This is a genomic window from Synechococcus sp. R65.1 (assembly GCF_047461755.1).
Lineage (GTDB): Bacteria > Cyanobacteriota > Cyanobacteriia > Thermostichales > Thermostichaceae > Thermostichus.
On record NZ_JANSHU010000001.1, the window covers coordinates 211,921 to 232,524 of the forward strand.

The following is a 20,604-nucleotide window of genomic DNA, read 5'->3' on the forward strand; positions in this document are numbered from 1 at the left end:
ACTATTCCTCAAGAACGGGCAAGATTAGCCGCGAAGGCGTGTTGCCGCCGCTGTGAAGAGTCAGGGTGAGAATGCGGCCTTCCATTTGCCGCTCCTCCCGCTGGCCTGTACCTGGGTTAACGGGGTAGGCAGGGAAACAGGCTGCGCTTAGGCTAAGGCGCAGGGCGTGGCCACGGGGAATGCGGATACAGGTGGGCTGACAGGGGATCCCAATGGGGACATTGGGCTGGGGATCCCGCAGACGGCGGTAGCCCTGGGAAAAGTTATACACCTGGCCATCCGGCCTCACCACCGAGAGCACGGCGCAGAGATCAAAGCTGGGGCTGTCCGCCTCGACGTAGAGCTCTGCCGTGATGTCCCCCGCCAGGAGGAGGTCGGTTTCTAGAGGGGGAGTGGTGTAGGTAAGAACATCGGCGCGGCAGTCGACGGCGGAGCGCTCTTGGGGTCCGGCAGGGTAAACCAGGTGACCCCCCAGGGCCGGTACCGGTCGCCAGGGATCGTGAACAAAAGTATCCGACTGCTGCCTCGGCGGGGGCTCCGGGCGGAGGGATCCCTCGAGTTCGGAAAGGGCAGCTAGGCCAGTGCTGTGCAGGTAAAGAGCTTTTGGCTCAGGGTTGGGCCAGGCCTCAAGGGTGCGCCAGCGGTTGGAGCCCATCTCGAACAGGCGCACCGGCGGCTCTTGGAGGATCCCTGTGTCCTTGCCTTTGAGGAATTGGTCAAACCAGCGCACCTGCAGCCGATCGATGGGGCTGACGGCCTCAGGGCCAAAATCCAGCGCTCCCACCCTGCGCCCCCAAGGGAGGTGGGCCCACGGCCCGACAACCAGGTATTGGGGGTTTTGGCTGCGGGCACTCATCTCCTTGTAGAGGCGTAGGCTGCCACTCAGGTAGCTGTCAAACCAGCCGGCAATGTGCAGCATTGGCAGGTCCACCGCCTCCAGCCGAGGGGAGAGCTGGCGCCAGTAGTCGTCCGGCTCGCTGTGATCCAGCCAGTCGAAGTAATAAGACTGGGGCGCATATTGCTGCAGCATGCCCGGCTTGAGGGGGATAGGGTCGTGGAGGGGCAGGTTGCGCGACGCCTTGAAGAGGGCCTGATAGGCACTGGCATCTCCCCGCCGGCGTGCTCCCTCGGCTTCCAGTTGCAGGGCCCAACTGAGGTTGTTGTAGAAGGCAAAGGCTCCCCCGGGGTAGGCGGCATCCGCGTAAAGGTCGTAGGGCAGCATTGCCGGGCAGATGGTTTTCAAAGCGCTGGGACGGGCGGAGGCGGCATACAGCTGGGTCATGCCCTGGTAAGAAAAGCCGTACATACCCACCACGCCGTTGCTCCCTGGCAAAGCAGCCGCCCAGCTGACGGCGTCGAACCCATCTTCAACTTCGTGGCGGAAGGGGTAGAAGGAGCCTTTGGAAGTGCCTCGCCCACGCACATCCTGGATGACCACAATATAGCCATGGGCTGCGTACCAGCGCGGATGGGCGTACACCACTGTCGAAGCAATGGCCCGGCCATAGGGCTGCCGCATGAGCAAAACCGGATAGCTCCCTTCCCCCTCGGGGCGATAGATATCCGCATCCAGTTGGATCCCATCGCGGGTTAACATGGAAACCGTTTCCCGGGGACGTACAGGCAGCATGGTTTGGAGGGGCGCGGTGAGGCTTTCCTACAGGTTACTCAGTCCACCAAGGAAAACATCAGCTCGCCTTCAGTAACCAATTGCCCCCCCACCTGAGCCCGGCAGAACATCTTGCCGATGCGCTTTTGCCGGATGGTGAGCAGGTCAGCTGACAGCAGCAGTTGATCTCCAGGCAGGACGGGGCGGCGAAAGCGTACCCCATCGATGCCGGCAAAAAGAGCTAGGCGCCCGGCTGCATCCGGCAGCTTGGTCAGGACGATCCCTCCCACCTGAGCCATGGCCTCAACAATGAGGACACCGGGCATAATGGGGCGGTTGGGAAAATGTCCCTGGAAAAAAGGCTCATTGAAGGTGACGTTTTTGAGGCCCACTGCCCGTTGCCCTGGGAGATACTCCACCACGCGGTCCACCAGCAAAAAGGGATAGCGGTGGGGCAGAATCTCCAGGATTTGGTCTGTAGTGAAAACGGGGGGAGCAGCTGCCAACTGAGCCGCTGCTTCAGCCGAGAGAGGGGGAGGAGGACAGACGTCGGAGGACATGGCAAACCCCAAAAAGAGCTGGAAGACCAACCTCAAAGCCTAGAGGGGAAACAGCCTAGTCCCACGATAGCGGGCAGTGCATCCTGTCAAGACTGCAGGAGAGAGGCCAGCTTGCCGTGGCAGCCAGGATCCCTTTCTGGTGTTGCCTCCGCCTGAATCTGGAGGGATCCGCTCCTTAGCAACTGTTTGGCCAGACGGTGGTGCAGAGCATGCCCCGCCTTGTAGGCCACGATGTGCCCCTGGAGGCGGCAGCCCAACAGGCTGAGATCTCCTAGTAAATCTATCAGCTTATGGCGCACCGGCTCATCGGGGTAGCGCAGGGGTCCCAGCCACGCGGTTGCAGTACAGACAATGGCGTTTTCCAGGCTGCCCCCTTGGATTAGCCCCTGTTGGCGGGCTAGCTCCGCATCTTGCTGGCGGGAAAAAGTACGCGCCGCTGCGATGGAGCAGACAAAATCCGGCCTATCTTCCCTCCAGCTTAGCCACTGTTGGCCAATGGGAGAGTCGGCAAACTCGATGCCATAGGTAAAGCGGGCCTCGGGGTGGGGCAGGGCACTGACAAAAGCCTCCCCTGCCCAGACGGTAACCGGCTCTTGAACCACGCCCACCAGGGCGGGTTGCTCCTGGGCCAAGATCCCGGCCTGGACAATGGCCTCCACAAAGGGCAGGGCCGAGCCATCGAGGATCGGCAGCTCTGGCCCTTCTACCTCAATGCGGCAGTTGTCGATGCCCAGAACGTAAAGGGCAGCTAGGAGGTGTTCCACCGTCTGCACCTGAGCAGATCCCTGCTGCAGGCGGGTGCAGAGGGCAGCAGGAGCTAGGGATCCCACCTGGGCAGGGATAGGAGGGGAGCCCGGCTGATCCACCCGCACGAAGACCCGACCGCTGCCAGCGGGGGCCGGGTGGAGACTGCAGCGGACCGGCAGGCCGGTGTGCAGGCCGACGCCTTCTAGGGAAATAGAGCTGGCCAAGGTGCGCTGTTGACTTCTCATGGGGCTCCTGCCGCAAGACGCTCTTGGCCCTGGTCGAAAACCCGGTAGTACAGCTCCCGGTAGCCCACGCGCAGGCTGCTGCTGGCGTCTGCCAATCTGGCTTTGCGACTGCGAGTGCCGTAGGCGCTGAACACCTCGCAGCTATCTCCCTCGAAGAAGAAGGAGGAGACATCGGACACCTCTTCGCCTCCCAGCAACTGCCAACGCCCTCCCTGGAATCGCAGCCGGTAGCGGGCCCTGTCAAAGCTGCCAGAGGGACGGTCGATAGTGGCGTCGATCCTGCCCTCGTACTCCGGGGGCTCGGCTCCTGCTATGGGATGTACCTCGACGGAAATATCGCGGTAGCGGCAATTGGGACGGTTGCAAAGGCGAATTGAGCGCATCGCCTCGGCAATGGTTTCCAACCGCTGTCGCGCCTCCGCTAGAGAAACCCCCTGGGCCGGCTCTAAGGTGGAGGACAGTCTTTCCGGCGCAGCCAGCCCCGCCGATCCCCAGCAAAGCCCCAGCAGCACAAAACACAGCAGGCCTAGCCAGCAGCGGTAAGCAGATCCCATAGGGCTAGTTGTGGCAGGATCTAGTTCCTCTACTCTATCCGTAACCCCAGGCGATGCAGACACCCTCCCCCAGGGTTCAGGAGCAATTGGCCCAGGTGCGGATTGTCCTGGTGCGACCAGTGGGGCCGCGCAACCTGGGCGCCATTGCCCGCGTGATGAAAAACATGGGTCTGCGACAGTGGGTCTTGGTGGATCCCCGCTGCGATCCCCTTGATCCCGAAGCAGTTACCATGGCTGTGCATGGCGCCGACTTGCTCCGCCAAGCCCGGCAAGTGCCAACTCTGGCGGAGGCCCTCCAGGGATGTGTCCAGGTCTTCGGGACTGCAGGCCGCCGCGAGCCCTACCCCCCCGAGTGGCAAGTTCAATCTCCCCGCCAAGCCTTTCCTGAGCTACTGGCCGCCGGTCCTGTGGCTTTGGTGTTTGGCCCTGAAGATCAGGGCTTGAGCAACGAAGAGCTGGCCCTCTGCCATCGCCAAATCCAGATCCCCACCGATCCGGCCTACCCTTCCCTCAACCTGGCTCAGGCGGTGGGCATCTGCTGCTACGAGCTGCGCACCCTCCTTTGCCCAGATCCGCCGCTTCCGCCTAGCCCTGGCCTCTCCAAGCCAGCTCCCTTCGAATTGCTGGAGGGCTTTTTCGGCCAGCTGGAGGCGCTGCTATTGCAAATTGGCTACCTGTATCCCCACACGGCCCGCCGCAAGATGCTCAAGCTGCGCGCCCTCTTTCACCGCGCCGGCTTGACCGTGTCCGAGGTGGCCCTGCTGCGCGGGATCTTGCGACAACTGCAATGGAGCCAAACGGCCCGGCGTCGAAACCTCCCCCAAGACGATTAATGCGGGGGTTTGGATCCCATAGGGGCGGGCAGGCAGTACACTCTGGCGGCTCCTCCCGGTTGCAAAGCCGTACGCAGCCCCAACCCCAGACCATTCGCTAGCATCCTGAACCGCCAGGGTTGCAACTTGCAAAGACTGGCTGGTGAGGGGCAGAAGCTTTTGTTATCCTGGCGCTTAGGTTCTCCCGTCGGCAGGGGGAAGGCGGCAAACTTTTCCTGACACGGGAGGCGAGCAGGGTCTCTAGCTTGCCGTGTTAGGCGGGCGTGCTTCTAGTGGCAGGATCGGAGAGAGGATGGGATCCAATGTTTACGTGGCTCTGGACAAGGCACTTTTCTCGGTTGAACCAGAGGCTGCAAAGCTTGGAGGTGGCCCGTGAGGAAAACCTTCTGTCCCCTGATCTCAGCGCCCAAACCCTGCAGGTAGCCCCCGATTTTTGGGAGCGGCAGCACCAGGCTTTTGTCTACGTAGATAAGCAGATCCGCAAGCTCAGCCGTCGCAGCAAAATCTGGGGTGGCCTGGCGCTGCTGGCGATTTTGGCCGATGCTGCCCTGGTGGTTGCCGGCCTAACCCTGTTCCAGTCTTGGCAACAGCTGCAGGCCAACCAAAACCTTGCCCGCATCGTTGAGCAGGCGTCAGCTGCCGATCCGGTGCAGCAGGCTTTTGACAACCTGTTGGCTCAACTGCCGCACCTGAACGGGGTGGAGCGGTATCGTGCCCTGGAGGCCCTGCAGGCTCTCTCGGCTATTGCCCCGGTAGATCAGGGTTCTGGATACGAGCCTAGCTTGGCGGCAACTCCTCTGGAGGCCCAAGTGCAAACGATCTACCGTCTAGGGCAGATGCGGGCGGTTGAGGCGGTGCCGGCTTTGCTGACCAAGCTTGCGGACAGGGAGCCGGCAGTGCGGGAGGCGGCAGCTCGCGCCCTTGGTCAGATTGGGGATCCGCGCGCCCTTCGGCCTTTGCACGAGCTCCTGGCCCATGAGACGGATGAGCTGGTCCAGGAGGCAGCCATTGCCTCCATTGCCCAACTGCTGCGGTAAAAAGCAGGTCAAACTGGCATTGACCCGGGCGTGGGGATGAAAAGCCGCAGGTTTAGCAGAGTCAGCAAGCTGGTAGGGATCCTGTGTTGGGTATGGGCAGCGGCTGGGCCAGTTTGGGCGCAGGATCCCTTCCGCAGTGGGGCCAATGCCCGCCCCATCAAGCCAGAGGTGGCTAGTGCCTTTGAGGAGTTCTTCTGCGCAGGCCGCTACACGCAGAGCCGGGAGAAGCTAGAGAAGGCTAGACAAGCTTCTCCCAAAGAGCCGATGGTCTACGCCCTGCTAGCGGCGCTGGCCTACCAGGAGGGGGATCTGGATGCTTTTGCCCAGTTAGCCACCCAAACCCGCCAGGTGGCCGCCGAGCTGAAGAAGACGGATCCCTTGCGCGGCAACCTGTACGAGGGCGTGGGCTATGGGTTGGAAGCGGCCAACATGGTGGTGCGGGAAGGGGTAGTGCTCGGCTTGCCTAAGGCGTTGCCCACTCTCAACCAATTGTTTGCGTCCATTCGCGCCGCCCAGGCAGTAGACAGCAGCGACCCGGAGCTCAATCTTCTCAACGGCTATATCGACTTGCTGCTAACCTTTCGGGAGAAGGCTTTGAACCAATTTCGCCTAGCAGCGCCTGAGTATTTGTCCTACCGCGGCCAAGCGCTGGCCTACCGGGATATGCAGCGCCATGACGAAGCGCTGGCGGCAGTGGAGCGGGCAATTGCTGTTTCCTGCAACAACCCTGAACTTTACTACCTCAAGGCGCAAATCCTGGTTGCCAAGGGTCAAGACCGGGAGGCGGTTCCCCTTTTCGACCAGGCTTTGCAGGCCTCTAGCCAGTTGCCGAAAGCCTTGGTGGAGCAGATCCAGATGGAGCGGGATCGCGCCGCCCAGCGCAGTGGGCTGACTGTCCAGTTGCCTACGCCGACTCCCTCTCCCTAAACCGATGGGCCTGCGCATCAGTGGCAAACGGACGCTGCAAACCCCTGCTGGCCGGGGAACTCGGCCCACCCCTGGGCGGGTGAGGCAAGCCCTGTTCAACATCTTGCGAGGGCAGGTGAAGGGCTGTCGCTGGCTGGATCTCTGCTGTGGAGCCGGCACGGTAGGGGCAGAAGCCTTGTGCCATGGGGCAGCCTTCGTGGCCGGCATTGAGATCGCTGCGCCGGCCTGTCGCCTCATCCAGGCCAACTGGGCAAAGGTAGCTCAGCCGGGACAATCTTTCCAGGTGATTCAGGGGGATGCCCGCAAGCTGCTCAGCCGCGGCCTGGGTTTGGATCCTTTCGATTACGTCTATTTTGATCCCCCCCATGACGCCGGTCTGTACGCCCCGCTTCTGCCGCTGATCCCGCCCTTGCTCAAGCCAGGTGGAACCTTGATTGTCGAGCATCGCAGCGGCCAAAAGCTGCCAGAGCAGGTGGGATCCCTGCTGCGCGTCGACCAGCGGGCTTATGGGCAAACGGCGCTGGCTTTCTACCGCAATCTGGAAGAAAAGCCCTAGGGAAAAGGAGTGCTAACAAAGCCAATTTCCAGCAGCTGCTGGTAGGCCTGGGTGCCTAGCTCCCGGGTTGGGGTTTGGCTTTTGATGACCTGGATCAACCAGCCCACGGCCTCCTCAGGGCGCCCGGCAGCCCGATAGACCACGGCCAGGTCGTAGGCGGCCTGATCCCGAGCCTGGGCGGCAACGCGGGCCAGCTCCCGCTGCTCTTCGGAGATGCGGTTTTGGATCCCGGCAAAAGCTCGGGAGAGATCCTGGTGGTAGTTGGAGCGCTGGTTGTAGGCGTTAAACACCTGCTGCAGGAGCTCGATGGCTCGGTCGTAGTTTTGGGCCTGAATGGCAGCGTCGGCCTCAGCAGCCAACTGTTCAGCTCGCAACGCGCTGAGAGCGCTGCTGGGTTGTTCTAGGGCCCGAAACTGCTGGGGATTGGGAATAAGCTGCTGGCGGGCGGGCACTTCTTGAGCCGTAGCCCAAAGACCTGAACCGACACCCAGCACTAGGCCAAGCAACAAGCCAAAGGCCAGCTGTACCCAAGAACGGGGCAGGAAGGCAAGGCCACGAGCAGCAGTTCGACCACCAGCAGGAGGCCGTCGAAACATTGGCAAGTACCCCTCAAAACCTTGCTAACCCGTTCCACTCTACCTCACTCCGCGGGGCTTTGCTGCAGCTCAGGGATCCCCTCCCCTAGCGGTTGCTGAGGAGGCAACTGTTCAGACGGCGGGGAAGCCGGTTGAGCCTGGGAGGGAATTGTTTCTGGCAGCAGGGGCAAGTTCATAATCCGCTCGTACAGGCGCAGGTACTGCAAAGCCGAGCGGTGCCAACTGAAATCGCTGGCCATGCCTCGCTTTTGCAGCGCTTGCCAAGTCTCCTTGTGCTGAAACGCCTCCCAAGCCCGCGCTAGACAAGTGTAGAAGTCCAGAGCCTCGTAGCGGTCAAAGCAGTAGCCGGTGCCGATCCCTTTGCTGGGAATATGGTGGCTGACCGTATCCACCAGTCCCCCTGTACGGCGGACAATGGGCACACAGCCGTAGCGCATGGCAATCATCTGGCTAATGCCGCAGGGCTCAAAGCGGCTGGGCATTAAGAAAACATCTGCCCCCCCATAGATTAACTGGGCCAGTTGCGGCTGATAGCCCTGCTGATAGGACATTCGGCCTGGGTGCCGCTGGGCCATTTCCCGGAGCCGCTCTTCGTAGTGGGCTTCGCCGCTGCCCAGCAAGACAAATTGCGAGTCACTGTAGGCCAGAAAGCGCTCCACGGTTTGAATGACCAAGTCAATCCCCTTCTGTTCCACCAAACGGGTCACCATGCCCATGAGAAAGACGTCGGGGTTGACGGTCAAGCCCAGGCGGGTCTGCAGCACGGCCTTGTTCACTGCTCGACCGCTGAGGTCGTCGATGCTGAAGTTGGCGGCTAGATGGGGATCCGTGCGGGGATCGAACTTCTCGGTGTCGATTCCGTTCAAGATCCCCCACAGGCGTTCTCCTTTCCAAGCCAGCAGATCCTGGAGGCCCTCTCCATAGAGACTGGTGCGGATCTCCAGGGCGTAGGTGGGCGAAACGGTGGTTACCTGGTCGGCGTAGAGGATTCCGGCGGCCATAGTGTTGTGGGCGGAAAAATACCAGGGCAGCCAGGTCATGCGTTCCAGTTGCCAGCGCCACGGTCCCTGATAGGCCAGGTTGTGAATGGTAAAGACGGTGCCGATATCGGGAGCCTGGTGCATCCAGGCCGGGATCATGCCGGTGTGCCAATCGTGGCAGTGGATGATGTTGGGCCTCCAGGGGTAATAGGTCCAGGCAAATTCGGCCACAGCATTGGCAAAAAACGTAAAGCGCCAAAACTCGTCCTCGCCGTAGTAGATGCGGTGGGGGGCAAAGCAGTAGTGGCTGACCAGGTAAAGGGGGACATCGGTGCCGGGTAAAACGCTTTCGTAGATATCGGCCACCTGGCCCATAATCTGCTTTGACCAGATGGGATCTTTGGAGCGGGGGTATTGCCCCGGCTCTGGGCCAAATTGGTCCCACAAAAATCCGTACAGGGGCATGATGATGCGCACGTCCTGCCCCAGCTGGCGCAAAACGACGGGCAGGGATCCCACCACATCCCCCATCCCCCCCACCTTTGCCAAGGGCGCTGCTTCCGCCGCTGCAAACAAAATCCTGGCTTGTACCACACTGCCCTCCCTGCTGCAATACCAGACCCTCCCCTCCTATTTTTGGAGGTTTTGCTACGGGTTGCAGGGCGGCTGCTCTCGCAGGCGGGCGCAAATGGCCTGCCAAACCTGCTGGACCAACTGGGACAGGCTGGTTTCTGAGTGGATGGGCACCCGCACATCGGCCTGGGCGTAGAAGGGTTCTCGTTCCCGCATGAGCCTCTGCAGAGCAGCTTGGGGATCGGGAGCTTGCAGGAGGGGACGTTGGCCAGGATCCCGGCTCAGCCGCTGCCAAATGAGCTCAGGGGCCACATCCAGCCAGACGGTGAGGCCGTGGTGCAGGTAGCTCCAATTTTTGGGCCGCAGCACAATGCCGCCGCCGGTGGCAATAACCAGGCGAGTGTAGCCGCTCAGTTGCGCCAACACCTGGGTCTCCAGCTCCCGGAAGTGGGCTTCTCCCTGCTCGGCAAAGATCTGGGCAATCGAACAGCCGGCTACCTGCTCCACCAGAGCATCGGTATCAAAGAAGGGGCGGCGCAACTGGGCTGCCAGCTCAGCTCCCAGGGTGGACTTGCCGCTGCCCATCATGCCAATCAAATAGACAGTGACGCCGCGCAGGCGTTCGGCTTCTTGGGGAGGGATCATGGGGGCCAGGACTCCGTCCCGCTACGCGAACGGCTGGGATTAGACGTAGCCGTGCTCGGCTAGAAACTCCAGGGAGAGGCTGCTCTCCGGCGGGGCCAGGCCCAAGAATTTTTCCACATATTTGCCCAGGAGATCTGCCTCCACGTTTACCGGATCCCCTACTTGCAGCAGGGAAAGGTTGGTCTGGCGGTAGGTGTGCGGGATCACCGCCACCTTAAACCAACACCCCCCTTGGCGGATCTCGGCAATGGTCAGGCTGACACCGTTCACCGCCACACTGCCCTTGGGCACGATGTAGCGGCCGATGGTCGCCGGCACCTCGAAGCTCAGCTCCCAGGCGTTGCCGGTGGCTGCTTGTTCGCAGAGGTGCCCCACTCCGTCGATATGGCCGCTGACGAAATGCCCCCCTAACTTGTCCCCCACCCGCAGCGCCGGTTCCAGGTTGACTGGGCGCGGGCCAGGGGATCCGCAGCCCCACGTCGAGCGGCGCAGGGTTTCCGGCGAGACATCCGCCAAAAAGCCATCGGGCAGGATCTCCACCACTGTCAGGCAGAGGCCATCCACCGCCACGCTATCCCCACAGGCTAACTGCGGCTGCAGCTCCGGACAGGTAACCCGTACCTGCGAAGAGGAGATCAACTGAGCTGTACCCAAACTGCGCACTAGACCCGTAAACATGCTTCGGCTTCCTTGGCCTGCTTGCTAAGCCTTGGCCTGGTAAAGGGATCCCAGCCATAAGCTGGGCGAGTTGGTTTGGGCTCCTCGGAGAGAGCGGGAGTTGGGATCTTGGGCCTGGGCTAGGAGCCGCTCCACCTCGGCAGTGAGCTGGCTTTCGCTAAAAGGCTTGGTCAGGTAGCCGGTTGCGCCCGACCACTTGCCGCGGATGCGATCCAGCAAGCTGTCCCGCGAGGTAACCATCAGGATAGGGAGAGACTTGAACGCTTCCAGGCTGCGCACGATGCGGCAGAGCTCTATGCCGTCGTTCGCGTTAGCGGTGCGGAGCACATTCCCGGGCATGGCGATCGCGTTAGCGGTGCGGAGCACATTGTCCATCAATAGCAGGTGAGGCCGGTGCTGGAACAGGAGGGGGAGCACCTCGGCGGGGTTGCCCGTTGTAATCACGCGTTCGCGTTAGCGGTGCGGAGCACATTACTGGGATAGGTACTGCCGCAGGATCTCCTGCATCACGACGCTGTCGTCTACGGCCAAGAGGGTTATGGGAGTGCGGCGCTGGGGTTGCCGCAATTCGGGGGGCGTTTGCAGGCTCACCAGACCTTTTTTGGCCCAAGCGGCAAAGAGGCTAGCTACCTCCAGCCGATCGCGTGAGCGGTGCGGAGCACATTCCCAGTTGACCACTGGCACCGCCAGCAGGGTGGGGATGGCCACCTTGAGTTCCGCCCAGCGTTCGCGTGAGCGGTGCGGAGCACATTCGTGGCGGCGGGCCGCTTCTTGCAGCAGGGGCTCCAGCTCAAACCCACCAATAGGGGCCTCCTGGGCAACCCGTTCCTGCACCTCGAAGTAGCAAGTGCCCCCCCGTTCGCGTGAGCGGTGCGGAGCACACTCGAACAGGTAGCGATCAAAATCGGTAAGCAGGTTCAGCCAGAGGGCGTCTTCCAGCTCGCCTGGCTTTATCAAGCCCAGCTCGGTCATCATCTCCAGCAACTCCGCCAGGGAGTTGTCTGGGAGCAGCCGCTGCTGCAGCACACGGATAACCCGCTGGGGCCAGTCCAGGTTGAGGCGGGGGATAAAGCGCGATAGCCGTCGCAGCAGGATCGGGGCATTGAGGGGCTGATCGGCGGAAAAAAGCAGCCGGCCGTGGTAGTAGGTCAGCACCCAAGGCTCTGTGCCCTCGGCGGGATCCTCGCCCCTAAGGTGAAGGTGGAGATAGCCAGTGGTAAACCGCCGACCTTGCTGCCGGAGCAGAGGCGCCAGTTCCGCCGCTGCAAAGAGAAAATGGGACATGGGAAACCCTCCGGCCTAGCCTCTTCAGGCTACCTAAGCAGCGACTACATCAGCTACTCACCTCAGTTGAAGAGAGAGCCTTAGTTTGCGGCTGCTTTATCCCATTATCTCCCCTTCATCAAACCGTTAACCTGGCCACACCCTCCCCCTGCCGGGACAGCAGTTCCCCCTTTCGGGGCCCGGGCTAGGCTTGCCTTGGCTACAAGTCTAGAGCCTCCCGCTGGGCCTGGAGCAATTTCTGGATGCCGGCCTGGGCCAGGTCTAGCATTTGCAACAGTTGCGAGCGGTCAAAGCATCCGGCTTCGGCGGTACCCTGGATTTCAATTAGGGCTCCCTGCTCGTTCATGACCACGTTCAGGTCCACTTCGGCTTGGCTGTCCTCCTCGTAGCAGAGATCCAGCAGCACCTCGCCTTGCACAATTCCCACCGAAAGGGCTGCCACTTGCTGTTGCAAAGGGGATCCCTGCGCCGGATCCAGCAGTCCCTGCTTGTAGAGCCAGGTGATGGCATCGTGCAGGGCCACGTATCCACCGGTAATTGCGGCGGTGCGGGTGCTGCCATCGGCTTGCAACACATCGGCATCGATGGTGATGGTGCGGGATCCCAGCTTCCGGAGATCCAAAGCTGCGCGCAGACTGCGCCCAATTAGCCGCTGGATCTCAGCGGTGCGGCCGGAGACCTTGAGCGTCTCCCGCGGCTGGCGCTGTTGGGTGGCGGTGGGCAGCATGCGGTACTCTGCGGTCAGCCAGCCTTGGCCGGTGTTTTGTAAAAAAGGGGGGACTTCTTCGGCCACGGTGGCGGTGCAGAGAACATGGGTATCGCCAAGCTTAACCAACACCGAGCCGTGGGCGTAGCGGGTGAAGTGGCGCTGGAAGGAAACCGGGCGCAATTGGGTAGGGGTGCGGCCATCAGGGCGTTGCCAGCTCATGGGCGATTCAAATCCCTCGCATTGTCGTTCAGGTTCACCCACGGCAGCTTCTCCAAAAGGGCTGCCAGCGCCTTGGAAGACAGGCAGCGGGAGAGCTGCTGTTGTAGGCCAATAGGCAGGTTACAGTGTAAAGAAGTTCTTAGCCAACTTTTCCTACTGTTGCAGCAAGTTCTGGAACAAAAGGTGTCCTGCAGGGCAGGACCCAGCCAGCAAGAAGACACAGACGTCATGATCCTCCTCTTCCTGCAGCGTTTACGTCAGTCGGCGCTCGACCCCCTCCAGGAGATCCGCTGGACGCCGGAACTGTTTGGGATCCTGCTGGTGTATTTTGTGCAGGGGGCAGTGGGGCTGGCACGGCTAGCCACCAGCTTTTACTTGAAGGATAACCTGGGCCTCGGCCCAACACAGGCAGCGGCGTTGATGGGCCTGGCTGTAATCCCCTGGACTGTCAAGCCTCTTTATGGACTCCTATCGGATACGCTGCCGCTAGCAGGCTACCGGCGCCGCCCTTACCTCCTGCTGGCAGGGCTGTTGGGATGTGGGGCCTGGCTGGGGATGGCTCTGGGGGCGCCGACGGCTGAGCTGGCCCTGCTTTGGATGGTTTTGGCATCCCTGGCGGTAGCCGTGGGGGATGTCATTGTCGATTCGCTGGTGGTGGAGCGGGTGCAGGGCAGTGACTGGGCGGGAACGGGCACGCTGCAGTCTCTAACGTGGGGGGCCACAGCTCTGGGATCCCTGCTCACGGCCTATGCCGGGGGGGCGCTCTTGGCTCACTATCCTCCCCAGGTGGTGTTTGGGCTAACAGCCCTGCTGCCCATGCTGATTGCCCTGGCTGCTTGGGTCATTGAGGATCAGCCCGTGGCTAGCGCCTTGGGCTGGGATCCCCTGCAGCAACAGGTAGCTCGGGTGTGGCAAGCCCTGCGGCAGCCCAGCGTTTTCCTGCCGCTGCTGTTTGTGTTTGTCTGGCAGGCAACTCCCAGTGCCGACGTAGCGCTGTTTTACTTTGTTACCAACGATCTCGGCTTTGGTCCGGAGTTTTTGGGCCAGGTGCGGCTAGTGACTAGCGTTGCCAGCTTGGTAGGGGTGGGAATCTTTCAGGTGTATCTGCGGCACATCCCCCTGCGCCCCCTCTTTGGCTGGATGACGGTCATTTCCGCAGGGCTAGGCCTGACCAGCCTGATCTTGGTCTATCACCTCAACCGCGCTTGGGGCCTCGACGACCACTGGTTTAGCCTCGGGGATAGCCTGGTGCTGACAGTAGCGGGGCAAATTGCCTTTATGCCGGTGCTGGTTCTGGCCGCCCGCCTTTGCCCGCCAGGGATCGAGGCCACCTTTTTTGCCCTGCTCATGTCGGCCTTTAATTTGGCGGGGTTTCTCTCGCAGGAGCTGGGATCCCTGCTCATGCACGCTCTAGGGGTAACCGAAAGCAATTTCAGCCACCTGGGGCTGCTTTTGGTGATCACCAACCTCTCCACCCTCTTGCCCTTGCCCTTGTTGGGTTGGCTGCCCGCCGAGAGGATAACTCCCAGCCCAGCAGAGTTGGAGGCGGAAGCTCAGGCTTCGCTGCAGTCCTTCTTGCAGGGAGCAGAAGCAGCCGCTAGGAGAGAGGCAATCCCTTTGGGAGAGACGGACATAACCTACTCCTAAGGGGCCGGCGGCCAGTAGATAGCGTTGGCTTCCTCCTGCTTGAGCGCAGGCTATCAAGTGTATTGGCTAATGTCTTCCCCAGCTTCTGCCAGGAAGGAGAGGGCGCGGCAGCGCAAGGCCACCACCTGGTCGTAGAGGGGGTTAAGCTTGCACATGGGGGGAATGTGCAGCACCTTGCGGCCAAACAACACCACATCCCGCTCAAAGGGGCAGTGGGCAGGGATCATACGGCATAAGAAGCGGGCTACCCTCACGTCGCGGACTTGGATGCTGTCCAGCCACTTGCGCAAGGGAGCCAAAAGGTCGGTATAGCTGCTTTCAGGCTGGGCTTTTGCCGGCGATGGCGAGGTGGCCCTCTTGTCGACCAGCGTAGCCTTGAGCAGATGGAGCTGGGGAAGCTCCAGCCCAAAGGCAGTGGCCAATTGGTGCAACAAGCGATCTTCCGGCTCGGAATATACCCCATCGGCAACGGCTGTCATCACCGCCGTGCGCAGGAAATCTTCCCGCAACTCCGGCTGCAACTGGGCCGCCAGCTCTTCGGGGGAGAGGGGAGCGAGATCTTTCCCCTCTTCTTCGGGCCAGTCGGAGCGGATGAGATCTTCGATGAGTCGTTGCTCTTCGGGGCTGTATTCTCCATCAGCCCAGGCAATGCCAAGCAGCCCTCGTAGCCATAGTTCCGCCTGCTGGGGTGAGCACTCCCTAGCAGAAGTAGGCGTGGAATCGCTAGACATGACAGAGCTCCACAAGAAGCCACCGCCATTTTAAAGAGCTAGGCTGGAGGTTGAAGTCTGTGCAACCTCTTTTTGTTCATGACGGATCCTCTTCCACCCCTAGCTGCCCAGGTTGAACCCAGCCCAGGGAGCGCTGAAGAGCCCAACCCGGATCTCCTAACTGCTGCCTATGACTACTTCCTACCGCCTGAGCGGATCGCGCAGAGGCCGGTGGAGCCCCGGGATCAGGCGCGAATGCTGGTGGTGTACCCAGATAGGCACGAGCACCGCCGCTTCTGCGACCTCCCCGACTACCTGCAGAGCGGGGATCTGCTGGTTCTCAACGACACCAAGGTCATCCCGGCCCGGCTGTGGGGAGCCAAGATCTTGCCGGGAAAGGACGCTTTTGGGGCGCGGGTAGAGGTTTTGCTGCTCGAGCCAGAGCAGCCTGGGATCCCAGGCAACACCTCCCCTCAGCAGCAGATCTGGCGGGTCTTGGTCAGGCCGGGCAAACGGGTCAAGGTGGGGGATCAAATCCGGTTTTGGGATCCCCAGGGCCTGCCGGCTGAGCTGACGGCCACAGTGCTGGCGGTGGACGCAGAGACCGGCGGACGGGTGGTGCAGTTTACATGGGAAGGGGCGGATGCCTTTGAGCAGATCCTGGAGCGGGTGGGGCGGATCCCGCTTCCTCCCTATCTGGAAGCTGCCCGTGCCCTTGACCCGACAAGTGCAGGAGTCCGACCTGAAGACTATCAAACCGTCTGGGCCAGACACCCGGGCTCGGTGGCTGCCCCCACCGCAGGCCTGCATTTTACCCCTCAGCTTTTGGAGCGGTTGGCCCAGAAGGGGGTCCAAACTGCCTACATCACCTTGAACATTGGGCTGGGTACCTTCCGCCCGGTAGAGGCAGAGCGAGTAACCGACCACCGCTTGCACAGCGAGTGGCTCAAGGTGCCGGCAGAAACGGTGGACACTATTCGTGAAACCCAAGCCCAGGGAAGGCGGGTGATTGCGGTGGGAACAACGGTGGTGCGGGCCCTAGAGACGGCAGCCCTCTCCGGCGCCCTGCAACCCTGGCAGGGAAAAAGCGACCTCTTCATCTACCCCGGCTACTCCTGGCGGGTGGTGCAGGGGCTGATCACCAACTTTCATCTGCCCCGCTCCAGCCTGATGATGCTGGTGGCAGCCTTGATCGGGCGACAGCGCTTGCTGGATCTCTACCAGGAGGCCATCGAGCAGGGCTATCGGTTCTATTCCTTTGGGGACGGCATGCTGATCCTGCCCTAGGGGGATTCTTACCCTTTTGCCAAGGGCTTGGCAGGAAGGTCAGCAGGACGGTCTTGGCCAGTGGCAAACCAAGTTTGGAGGCGCTCCCATTCCATGTGGGGGTAGCCATCCACTGCCCAATTGGCCCGCCGCTGCAGCATGTGCAGAGGAAAGAAAGTGGCCAAAGCCAACACCGGGATCCCTTGCGAGCGAGCCGCTTGAATGCCGGCGTAGGTGGCTTCAAAACTCAGGCACTCCTGAGGGGAGAGCCCCATCCGCTCTAGGAGCAGACGGTGCAACTGAGGATCCCCTGCCTCGCCGGTTACGCGGTAGCGGAAGTCATGAGTCAGCCGCGCCAGAGCTGGACAGGGGAAGCGCTCCAGAAAAGCCTCCACCTCGATAGCGGCGTGACCACTCAAGAGGCCCACCTTGAGCCGTAGCTGCTCCAGCTTCTCCAAGGCCTCCGCCAAGCCGGGAACCAGAAGAGATCCCTTTTGCTCCTGCAACGCCTGCCGGTAGTAAAGGGCCTTACGCTGCAAAAGTCCTTCTTGCTGCCTGGGGCTGAGCACCCGTCCCTGGGCTTGCCAAAGGGCAAGGAGACTCTCCCGATCCGGTTGGCCCAGATGGTGTAGCCGATAGAGCTCTTTTTGCGCCGGGGATCCCAGATCCCAGGGGCGCAGGTTCTCCTCCAGCAACACTTGGTTGATGGCGTAGAGGTGCAGCTCCTCGTCGTCGGCCACCACGCCGCTCCAGCTTAGGATTACCCCTTGCAGCGCCATGCGAGGTCCTATTTCAGATTCTCCGGACAATTCTGAGAAGCTGGGATCCCTGGGCGGGTAGGAGGAGCCATAAAGCTGGGGGGAAGGGGTTCGGGGACGTGCCTTTGCAGGATCTCGTCGATGGTCTGCATTGCCTCCGCCTCCAGCGACCAGCCCCAAACTCCGGCTAGGTCATCCAGCTGCTGGCGCTTGCGCGCTCCCCATAGGATTGCACTCACCCCCGGCTGATCCAAGAGCCAGCGCACCGCCAACTGGGGCAGCGTTTTGCCGTAGCGCTCCCGCGCCAGCCGGCTCAGCTCTTCTGCCGCTTGCAGGTACTGGGAGTAGCGAGGCTCTGCAAACTTGGGATCGATGCCGCCGCGCAGATCTCCAGGCGGAAACTTGGTTTGCGGAGTCAGCCTTCCCCCCAACAGCCCCCGGCAGAGGGGACTGTAGATTAGCGTGGCAATGCTGTTGGCCTGGCAGTAGGGCAGGACATCTGCTTCGATCTGGCGCTCAAACAGGTTATAGGGCGGCTGGGCCGTGTGCAGGGGAGCCACCTGGCGGAAGCGCTCCATCTGCTCTGGAGAAAAGTTGCTCACCCCAATGGCGCGGATCTTTCCTTCCTGGAGTAGGCGGCCGAAAAAGGCAGCGGTCTCCTCCAGAGGCTCCAAGGGATCCGGCCAATGCACCTGGTAGATGTCGATCACATCCGTCTGCAGGCGGCGGAGGGAGTTTTCCAGATCCTGAGCCAGCCAACTGAGGCTGCAGTTGCGCACCACCTTGCCGTTAGTCCACTGCAGGCCGGCCTTGGTGGCAATGACTACGCGATCCCGACAGCCGGCATCCCGGATAGCCCGTCCCAATAGCTCCTCCGAAAGGCCGCGGCCATAGGCCGGAGCCGTGTCAAAGAGCGTAATGCCCAGGTCAATAGCCTTGCGGAGGGTGGCATACGCTTCCTGGGGATCCGCTGGCCCCCACCAATCCCCGGTCATGCTCCAGGTGCCCAGCCCCACGCGGCTAAGTTTTAGCCCCGTCTCGGCAAGCGTAACAAACTCCATGGCAACGTCTGCAAACAGGATCCCGTTTCAGGATGCTAACAGGCGCCGGGGGAGGACAAAGCCCCTTGCGCAGACAACCCACGCGCCTAGCTGCTGGTGGAAAAAGAGGGCGGGCTTTTGCCTCTGCTTTCCCGACTAGCGGCCTAGTAGAGTGAGGATTGAAAAATTCACACCCCAAAACTTTTGAGGAATGGCTCCATGAAGTCCATTTTCCCTCTCTGTCTGGCCGGCTCCCTGAGCGGCATTTTGTTCTGGGGATCCTTGCTGCCCGTTCGGGCGCAGGGGATCACCCCGCTTTTCCCAGAAACTTTCCGAACTCCCAGCCCGGTCGAGCCACTGCCCCCTAGCCAAGATATTCCCACCTTGCCCATCGTGCCGGATCCCCGGCCTGTGCCGCCCACACCTGCCCCGCGACGACCGCTGCCCAGGGGGAGCTTTGAGGAAATTAGTCGATACTTCCGCGATCTCAACCGAGCTAAGAACCTGGCTCGCCAAGCGGCCGAGATCGCCAACGGGGGCTTGCAGCGCTACCGTGCCGAGGCTTCCATGCACGGGGCGGCCATCGACGCGCCGTTTGAAGAGTTTGAAGACGCCTGGGTCTTCACCTTCCGCGGCGGCGAGCCCGGCTTTGTCCAACCCAGCATTGAAACCCAGGTGCGGGTGGATCGGCGCACCTTTCAGACCACCATCCTCTACAATGGCCCTATCCGCTCCCGGCGCTGAGGGAGCCCTGGGATCCCTGGCATAATCCAGAAAGGGCAAGGGTCGGGGCTATGGCCAAGTTTGTCTTCATCACCGGCGGGGTCGTCTCCAGCATTGGCAAAGGCATTGTAGCGGCTAGCCTGGGCCGTCTGCTCAAGTCCCGCAACTACACCGTGTCGATTTTGAAGCTGGATCCCTACATCAACGTGGATCCCGGCACGATGAGCCCCTACCAGCATGGGGAGGTGTTTGTTACCGACGATGGCGCCGAGACCGACTTGGACTTGGGCCACTATGAGCGCTTCACCGACACCAACATGTCCAAGCTCAACAACGTCACCACTGGCGCCATCTACCAAGCGGTGATCTCCAAAGAGCGGCGGGGCGACTACCAGGGCAGCACGGTGCAGGTAATCCCCCACGTAACCCAAGAGATCAAGGAGCGGATCCGGCGGGTGGCCCGCGAGACCAACCCCGACGTGGTGCTGGTAGAAGTGGGGGGCACGGTGGGGGATATCGAGTCTTTGCCCTTCTTGGAAGCCATCCGCCAGTTCCGCAAGGACGTGGGCCGCGCCAACGTGGCCTATGTGCATGTCACCCTGGTGCCTCTAATCAAGGCCTCGGGGGAGATGAAAACTAAGCCTACCCAGCACTCGGTCAAGGAGCTGCGCTCGATTGGCATTCAGCCGGACGTGCTGGTGTGCCGCTGTGAACAGCCTCTGCCGCGCGCCATCAAGGAGAAGATCTCCGAGTTCTGCGACGTGCCGGTGGAATGTGTCATCCAGGCCCAGGATGCCCCCAGCATCTACGACGTGCCCCTGATCCTGGAGCAGGAGGGCCTGGCCCAGCGAGTTTTGGAGATTCTCAACCTGGATCCACAGCAGCCGGATCTGCGCGAGTGGGAGCTCCTGGTACAGCGGCTGCACCACCCGCAAGAGCAGGTGGAGATCGCCATTGTCGGCAAATACGTGCGCCTGACAGACGCCTACCTCTCGGTAGCGGAAGCCCTGCGCCATGCCGGGCTGGCCCTCAATGCTGGCGTTACCTTGCGCTGGATCTCTTCTGAGGAAGTCGAGGAGCGGGGACCAGAAACTCTGCTAGCGGGGGTAGATGGCGTAGTGGTGCCAGGGGGGTTTGGCAACCGCGGCATCGAGGGCAAGGTGGTCACCATCCGCCACGTGCGGGAGCGGGGCATTCCCTTTCTGGGGCTGTGTTTGGGCATGCAGTGTGCGGTGATCGACTGGGGATGCCATATTGCCGGCCTGGAGCGGGCCAACAGCTATGAGTTCGATCCCGACACTCCTCATCCCGTCATCAGCTTGCTGCCGGAGCAGAAAGATGTGGAGCACTTGGGGGGAACCCTGCGCCTGGGCCTCTACCCCTGCCGCATTCTGCCCGACACCCTGGCAGCCAAGCTCTATGGTGAGACAATTGTCTATGAGCGCCACCGCCATCGCTACGAGTTCAACAACGCCTACCGCAGCCTGTTCCTCGAGTCTGGCTACGTGATTAGCGGTGTTTCGCCCGACAACCGTCTAGTGGAGATCATCGAGCTGCCCAGCCACCCCTTTTTCATCGCCACCCAATTCCATCCCGAGTTTCGCTCCCGCCCCAACCGCCCGCACCCCCTCTTTTTGGGCCTGATTGAGGCTGCTCTGCGCCGCCGTTCCCAGCTTCAACCGCTGCAGTTGCAAAGTACAAGTTGATC

22 protein-coding genes are annotated in these 20,604 nt (G+C 61.6%); 8 read left to right on the forward strand and 14 right to left on the reverse strand.

From position 1 onward, the window contains the following. Nucleotide 1: 1 nt before the first annotated feature. The 4 genes from NW814_RS01110 to NW814_RS01125 form a co-directional block, all read right to left on the reverse strand. Nucleotides 2–1,597 carry a CocE/NonD family hydrolase gene (locus tag NW814_RS01110; protein WP_414404857.1) on the reverse strand — a complete coding sequence of 532 codons (1,596 nt, stop codon included), beginning with the start codon at nt 1,595–1,597 and terminating at the stop codon, nt 2–4. Between the two features lie 71 nt (nt 1,598–1,668). Next, nucleotides 1,669–2,169 carry a 3-hydroxyacyl-ACP dehydratase FabZ gene (gene fabZ, locus NW814_RS01115; RefSeq protein WP_414394140.1) on the reverse strand — a complete coding sequence of 167 codons (501 nt, stop codon included), beginning with the start codon at nt 2,167–2,169 and terminating at the stop codon, nt 1,669–1,671. Nucleotides 2,170–2,255: 86 nt separating this feature from the next. Next, complete coding sequence (gene lpxC / locus NW814_RS01120; protein ID WP_414394139.1) at nt 2,256–3,161, reverse strand: UDP-3-O-acyl-N-acetylglucosamine deacetylase; 906 nt, start codon at nt 3,159–3,161, stop codon at nt 2,256–2,258. Beyond that, nucleotides 3,158–3,715, reverse strand: coding sequence for a hypothetical protein (locus tag NW814_RS01125; protein ID WP_414404858.1), 558 nt, complete (start codon nt 3,713–3,715; stop codon nt 3,158–3,160). The genes lpxC and NW814_RS01125 overlap by 4 nt, the downstream gene beginning before the upstream one ends. Before the next feature lie 53 nt (nt 3,716–3,768). Between NW814_RS01125 and NW814_RS01130 the strand changes: the two genes are divergently transcribed. The 4 genes from NW814_RS01130 (at nt 3,769) to rsmD (ending at nt 7,068) form a co-directional block, all read left to right on the forward strand. Continuing rightward, nucleotides 3,769–4,548: an RNA methyltransferase gene (locus NW814_RS01130; RefSeq protein ID WP_414404859.1), complete on the forward strand. Its 780-nt coding sequence runs from the start codon at nt 3,769–3,771 to the stop codon at nt 4,546–4,548. A gap of 338 nt (nt 4,549–4,886) precedes the next feature. After that, on the forward strand, nt 4,887–5,585 hold the full coding sequence (locus tag NW814_RS01135; RefSeq protein ID WP_414394134.1) for a HEAT repeat domain-containing protein: 699 nt from the start codon (nt 4,887–4,889) through the stop codon (nt 5,583–5,585). Between the two features lie 36 nt (nt 5,586–5,621). Continuing rightward, nucleotides 5,622–6,512: a Sll0314/Alr1548 family TPR repeat-containing protein gene (locus NW814_RS01140; RefSeq protein WP_414404860.1), complete on the forward strand. Its 891-nt coding sequence runs from the start codon at nt 5,622–5,624 to the stop codon at nt 6,510–6,512. A 4-nt stretch (nt 6,513–6,516) separates the two neighbouring features. After that, nucleotides 6,517–7,068 (forward strand): 16S rRNA (guanine(966)-N(2))-methyltransferase RsmD, encoded by a 552-nt coding sequence (gene rsmD / locus NW814_RS01145; RefSeq protein ID WP_414404861.1) that lies wholly within the window; start codon nt 6,517–6,519, stop codon nt 7,066–7,068. Here the strand turns inward: rsmD and NW814_RS01150 are convergent. The 7 genes from NW814_RS01150 to rph all read right to left on the reverse strand — a co-directional run bounded on the left by NW814_RS01150 (nt 7,065) and on the right by rph (nt 12,752). Then, nucleotides 7,065–7,664: a hypothetical protein gene (locus NW814_RS01150; protein ID WP_414404862.1), complete on the reverse strand. Its 600-nt coding sequence runs from the start codon at nt 7,662–7,664 to the stop codon at nt 7,065–7,067. The genes rsmD and NW814_RS01150 overlap by 4 nt on opposite strands. A gap of 44 nt (nt 7,665–7,708) precedes the next feature. Continuing rightward, nucleotides 7,709–9,238: a glycogen synthase GlgA gene (gene glgA, locus NW814_RS01155; protein ID WP_414404863.1), complete on the reverse strand. Its 1,530-nt coding sequence runs from the start codon at nt 9,236–9,238 to the stop codon at nt 7,709–7,711. A gap of 54 nt (nt 9,239–9,292) precedes the next feature. Continuing rightward, nucleotides 9,293–9,862, reverse strand: a complete 570-nt coding sequence (locus NW814_RS01160) for a shikimate kinase (RefSeq protein WP_414404864.1) — start codon at nt 9,860–9,862, stop codon at nt 9,293–9,295. Between the two features lie 39 nt (nt 9,863–9,901). After that, nucleotides 9,902–10,540, reverse strand: a complete 639-nt coding sequence (locus tag NW814_RS01165; protein WP_414404865.1) for a riboflavin synthase — start codon at nt 10,538–10,540, stop codon at nt 9,902–9,904. Nucleotides 10,541–10,564: 24 nt separating this feature from the next. After that, a complete protein-coding gene (locus tag NW814_RS01170) occupies nt 10,565–10,984 on the reverse strand; it encodes a response regulator (protein WP_414404866.1) in 420 nt (139 codons plus the stop codon). A 27-nt stretch (nt 10,985–11,011) separates the two neighbouring features. Next, entirely contained in the window at nt 11,012–11,824 is an 813-nt protein-coding gene (locus NW814_RS01175; RefSeq protein WP_414404867.1) for a hypothetical protein, read from the reverse strand. Between the two features lie 199 nt (nt 11,825–12,023). After that, nucleotides 12,024–12,752, reverse strand: coding sequence for a ribonuclease PH (gene rph / locus NW814_RS01180; protein ID WP_414404954.1), 729 nt, complete (start codon nt 12,750–12,752; stop codon nt 12,024–12,026). Nucleotides 12,753–12,980: 228 nt separating this feature from the next. Here rph and NW814_RS01185 point away from each other — a divergent pair, with 228 nt between their 5' ends. After that, the gene (locus NW814_RS01185; protein ID WP_414404868.1) at nt 12,981–14,399 is read left to right on the forward strand and encodes a folate/biopterin family MFS transporter; all 1,419 of its coding nucleotides are present in this window, start codon (nt 12,981–12,983) and stop codon (nt 14,397–14,399) included. A 53-nt stretch (nt 14,400–14,452) separates the two neighbouring features. Here NW814_RS01185 and NW814_RS01190 read toward each other — a convergent pair whose 3' ends face one another. Beyond that, nucleotides 14,453–15,130: a Mo-dependent nitrogenase C-terminal domain-containing protein gene (locus tag NW814_RS01190; protein WP_414404869.1), complete on the reverse strand. Its 678-nt coding sequence runs from the start codon at nt 15,128–15,130 to the stop codon at nt 14,453–14,455. 78 nt (nt 15,131–15,208) lie between these two features. On the opposite strand from NW814_RS01190, the gene queA reads away from it, so the two are divergent. Beyond that, complete coding sequence (gene queA / locus NW814_RS01195) at nt 15,209–16,396, forward strand: tRNA preQ1(34) S-adenosylmethionine ribosyltransferase-isomerase QueA (protein ID WP_414404870.1); 1,188 nt, start codon at nt 15,209–15,211, stop codon at nt 16,394–16,396. Nucleotides 16,397–16,404: 8 nt separating this feature from the next. On the opposite strand, the gene NW814_RS01200 is transcribed toward queA, so the two are convergent. Next, nucleotides 16,405–17,154, reverse strand: a complete 750-nt coding sequence (locus NW814_RS01200; protein WP_414404871.1) for an HAD family hydrolase — start codon at nt 17,152–17,154, stop codon at nt 16,405–16,407. Nucleotides 17,155–17,162: 8 nt separating this feature from the next. Next, nucleotides 17,163–18,194: an aldo/keto reductase gene (locus tag NW814_RS01205; RefSeq protein WP_414404872.1), complete on the reverse strand. Its 1,032-nt coding sequence runs from the start codon at nt 18,192–18,194 to the stop codon at nt 17,163–17,165. Between the two features lie 198 nt (nt 18,195–18,392). Between NW814_RS01205 and NW814_RS01210 the strand changes: the two genes are divergently transcribed. Next, nucleotides 18,393–18,917: a hypothetical protein gene (locus tag NW814_RS01210; RefSeq protein ID WP_414404873.1), complete on the forward strand. Its 525-nt coding sequence runs from the start codon at nt 18,393–18,395 to the stop codon at nt 18,915–18,917. Nucleotides 18,918–18,967: 50 nt separating this feature from the next. Beyond that, nucleotides 18,968–20,602 (forward strand): CTP synthase, encoded by a 1,635-nt coding sequence (locus NW814_RS01215; RefSeq protein ID WP_414404874.1) that lies wholly within the window; start codon nt 18,968–18,970, stop codon nt 20,600–20,602. Nucleotides 20,603–20,604: the final 2 nt, after the last annotated feature.

Excerpts from the sequence above, each read along its gene's own strand:
- NW814_RS01110 (WP_414404857.1), bottom strand. The coding sequence starts at position 1,597 with ATGTTAACCCGCGATGGGATCCAACTGGATGCGGATATCTATCGCCCC.
- fabZ (WP_414394140.1), bottom strand. The coding sequence starts at position 2,169 with ATGTCCTCCGACGTCTGTCCTCCTCCCCCTCTCTCGGCTGAAGCAGCG.
- lpxC (WP_414394139.1), bottom strand. The coding sequence starts at position 3,161 with ATGAGAAGTCAACAGCGCACCTTGGCCAGCTCTATTTCCCTAGAAGGC.
- NW814_RS01125 (WP_414404858.1), bottom strand. The coding sequence starts at position 3,715 with ATGGGATCTGCTTACCGCTGCTGGCTAGGCCTGCTGTGTTTTGTGCTG.
- NW814_RS01130 (WP_414404859.1), top strand. The coding sequence starts at position 3,769 with ATGCAGACACCCTCCCCCAGGGTTCAGGAGCAATTGGCCCAGGTGCGG.
- NW814_RS01140 (WP_414404860.1), top strand. The coding sequence starts at position 5,622 with ATGAAAAGCCGCAGGTTTAGCAGAGTCAGCAAGCTGGTAGGGATCCTG.
- rsmD (WP_414404861.1), top strand. The coding sequence starts at position 6,517 with ATGGGCCTGCGCATCAGTGGCAAACGGACGCTGCAAACCCCTGCTGGC.
- NW814_RS01150 (WP_414404862.1), bottom strand. The coding sequence starts at position 7,664 with ATGTTTCGACGGCCTCCTGCTGGTGGTCGAACTGCTGCTCGTGGCCTT.
- NW814_RS01160 (WP_414404864.1), bottom strand. The coding sequence starts at position 9,862 with ATGATCCCTCCCCAAGAAGCCGAACGCCTGCGCGGCGTCACTGTCTAT.
- NW814_RS01165 (WP_414404865.1), bottom strand. The coding sequence starts at position 10,540 with ATGTTTACGGGTCTAGTGCGCAGTTTGGGTACAGCTCAGTTGATCTCC.
- NW814_RS01175 (WP_414404867.1), bottom strand. The coding sequence starts at position 11,824 with ATGTCCCATTTTCTCTTTGCAGCGGCGGAACTGGCGCCTCTGCTCCGG.
- rph (WP_414404954.1), bottom strand. The coding sequence starts at position 12,752 with ATGAGCTGGCAACGCCCTGATGGCCGCACCCCTACCCAATTGCGCCCG.
- NW814_RS01185 (WP_414404868.1), top strand. The coding sequence starts at position 12,981 with ATGATCCTCCTCTTCCTGCAGCGTTTACGTCAGTCGGCGCTCGACCCC.
- NW814_RS01190 (WP_414404869.1), bottom strand. The coding sequence starts at position 15,130 with ATGTCTAGCGATTCCACGCCTACTTCTGCTAGGGAGTGCTCACCCCAG.
- queA (WP_414404870.1), top strand. The coding sequence starts at position 15,209 with ATGACGGATCCTCTTCCACCCCTAGCTGCCCAGGTTGAACCCAGCCCA.
- NW814_RS01200 (WP_414404871.1), bottom strand. The coding sequence starts at position 17,154 with ATGGCGCTGCAAGGGGTAATCCTAAGCTGGAGCGGCGTGGTGGCCGAC.
- NW814_RS01205 (WP_414404872.1), bottom strand. The coding sequence starts at position 18,194 with ATGGAGTTTGTTACGCTTGCCGAGACGGGGCTAAAACTTAGCCGCGTG.
- NW814_RS01210 (WP_414404873.1), top strand. The coding sequence starts at position 18,393 with ATGAAGTCCATTTTCCCTCTCTGTCTGGCCGGCTCCCTGAGCGGCATT.
- NW814_RS01215 (WP_414404874.1), top strand. The coding sequence starts at position 18,968 with ATGGCCAAGTTTGTCTTCATCACCGGCGGGGTCGTCTCCAGCATTGGC.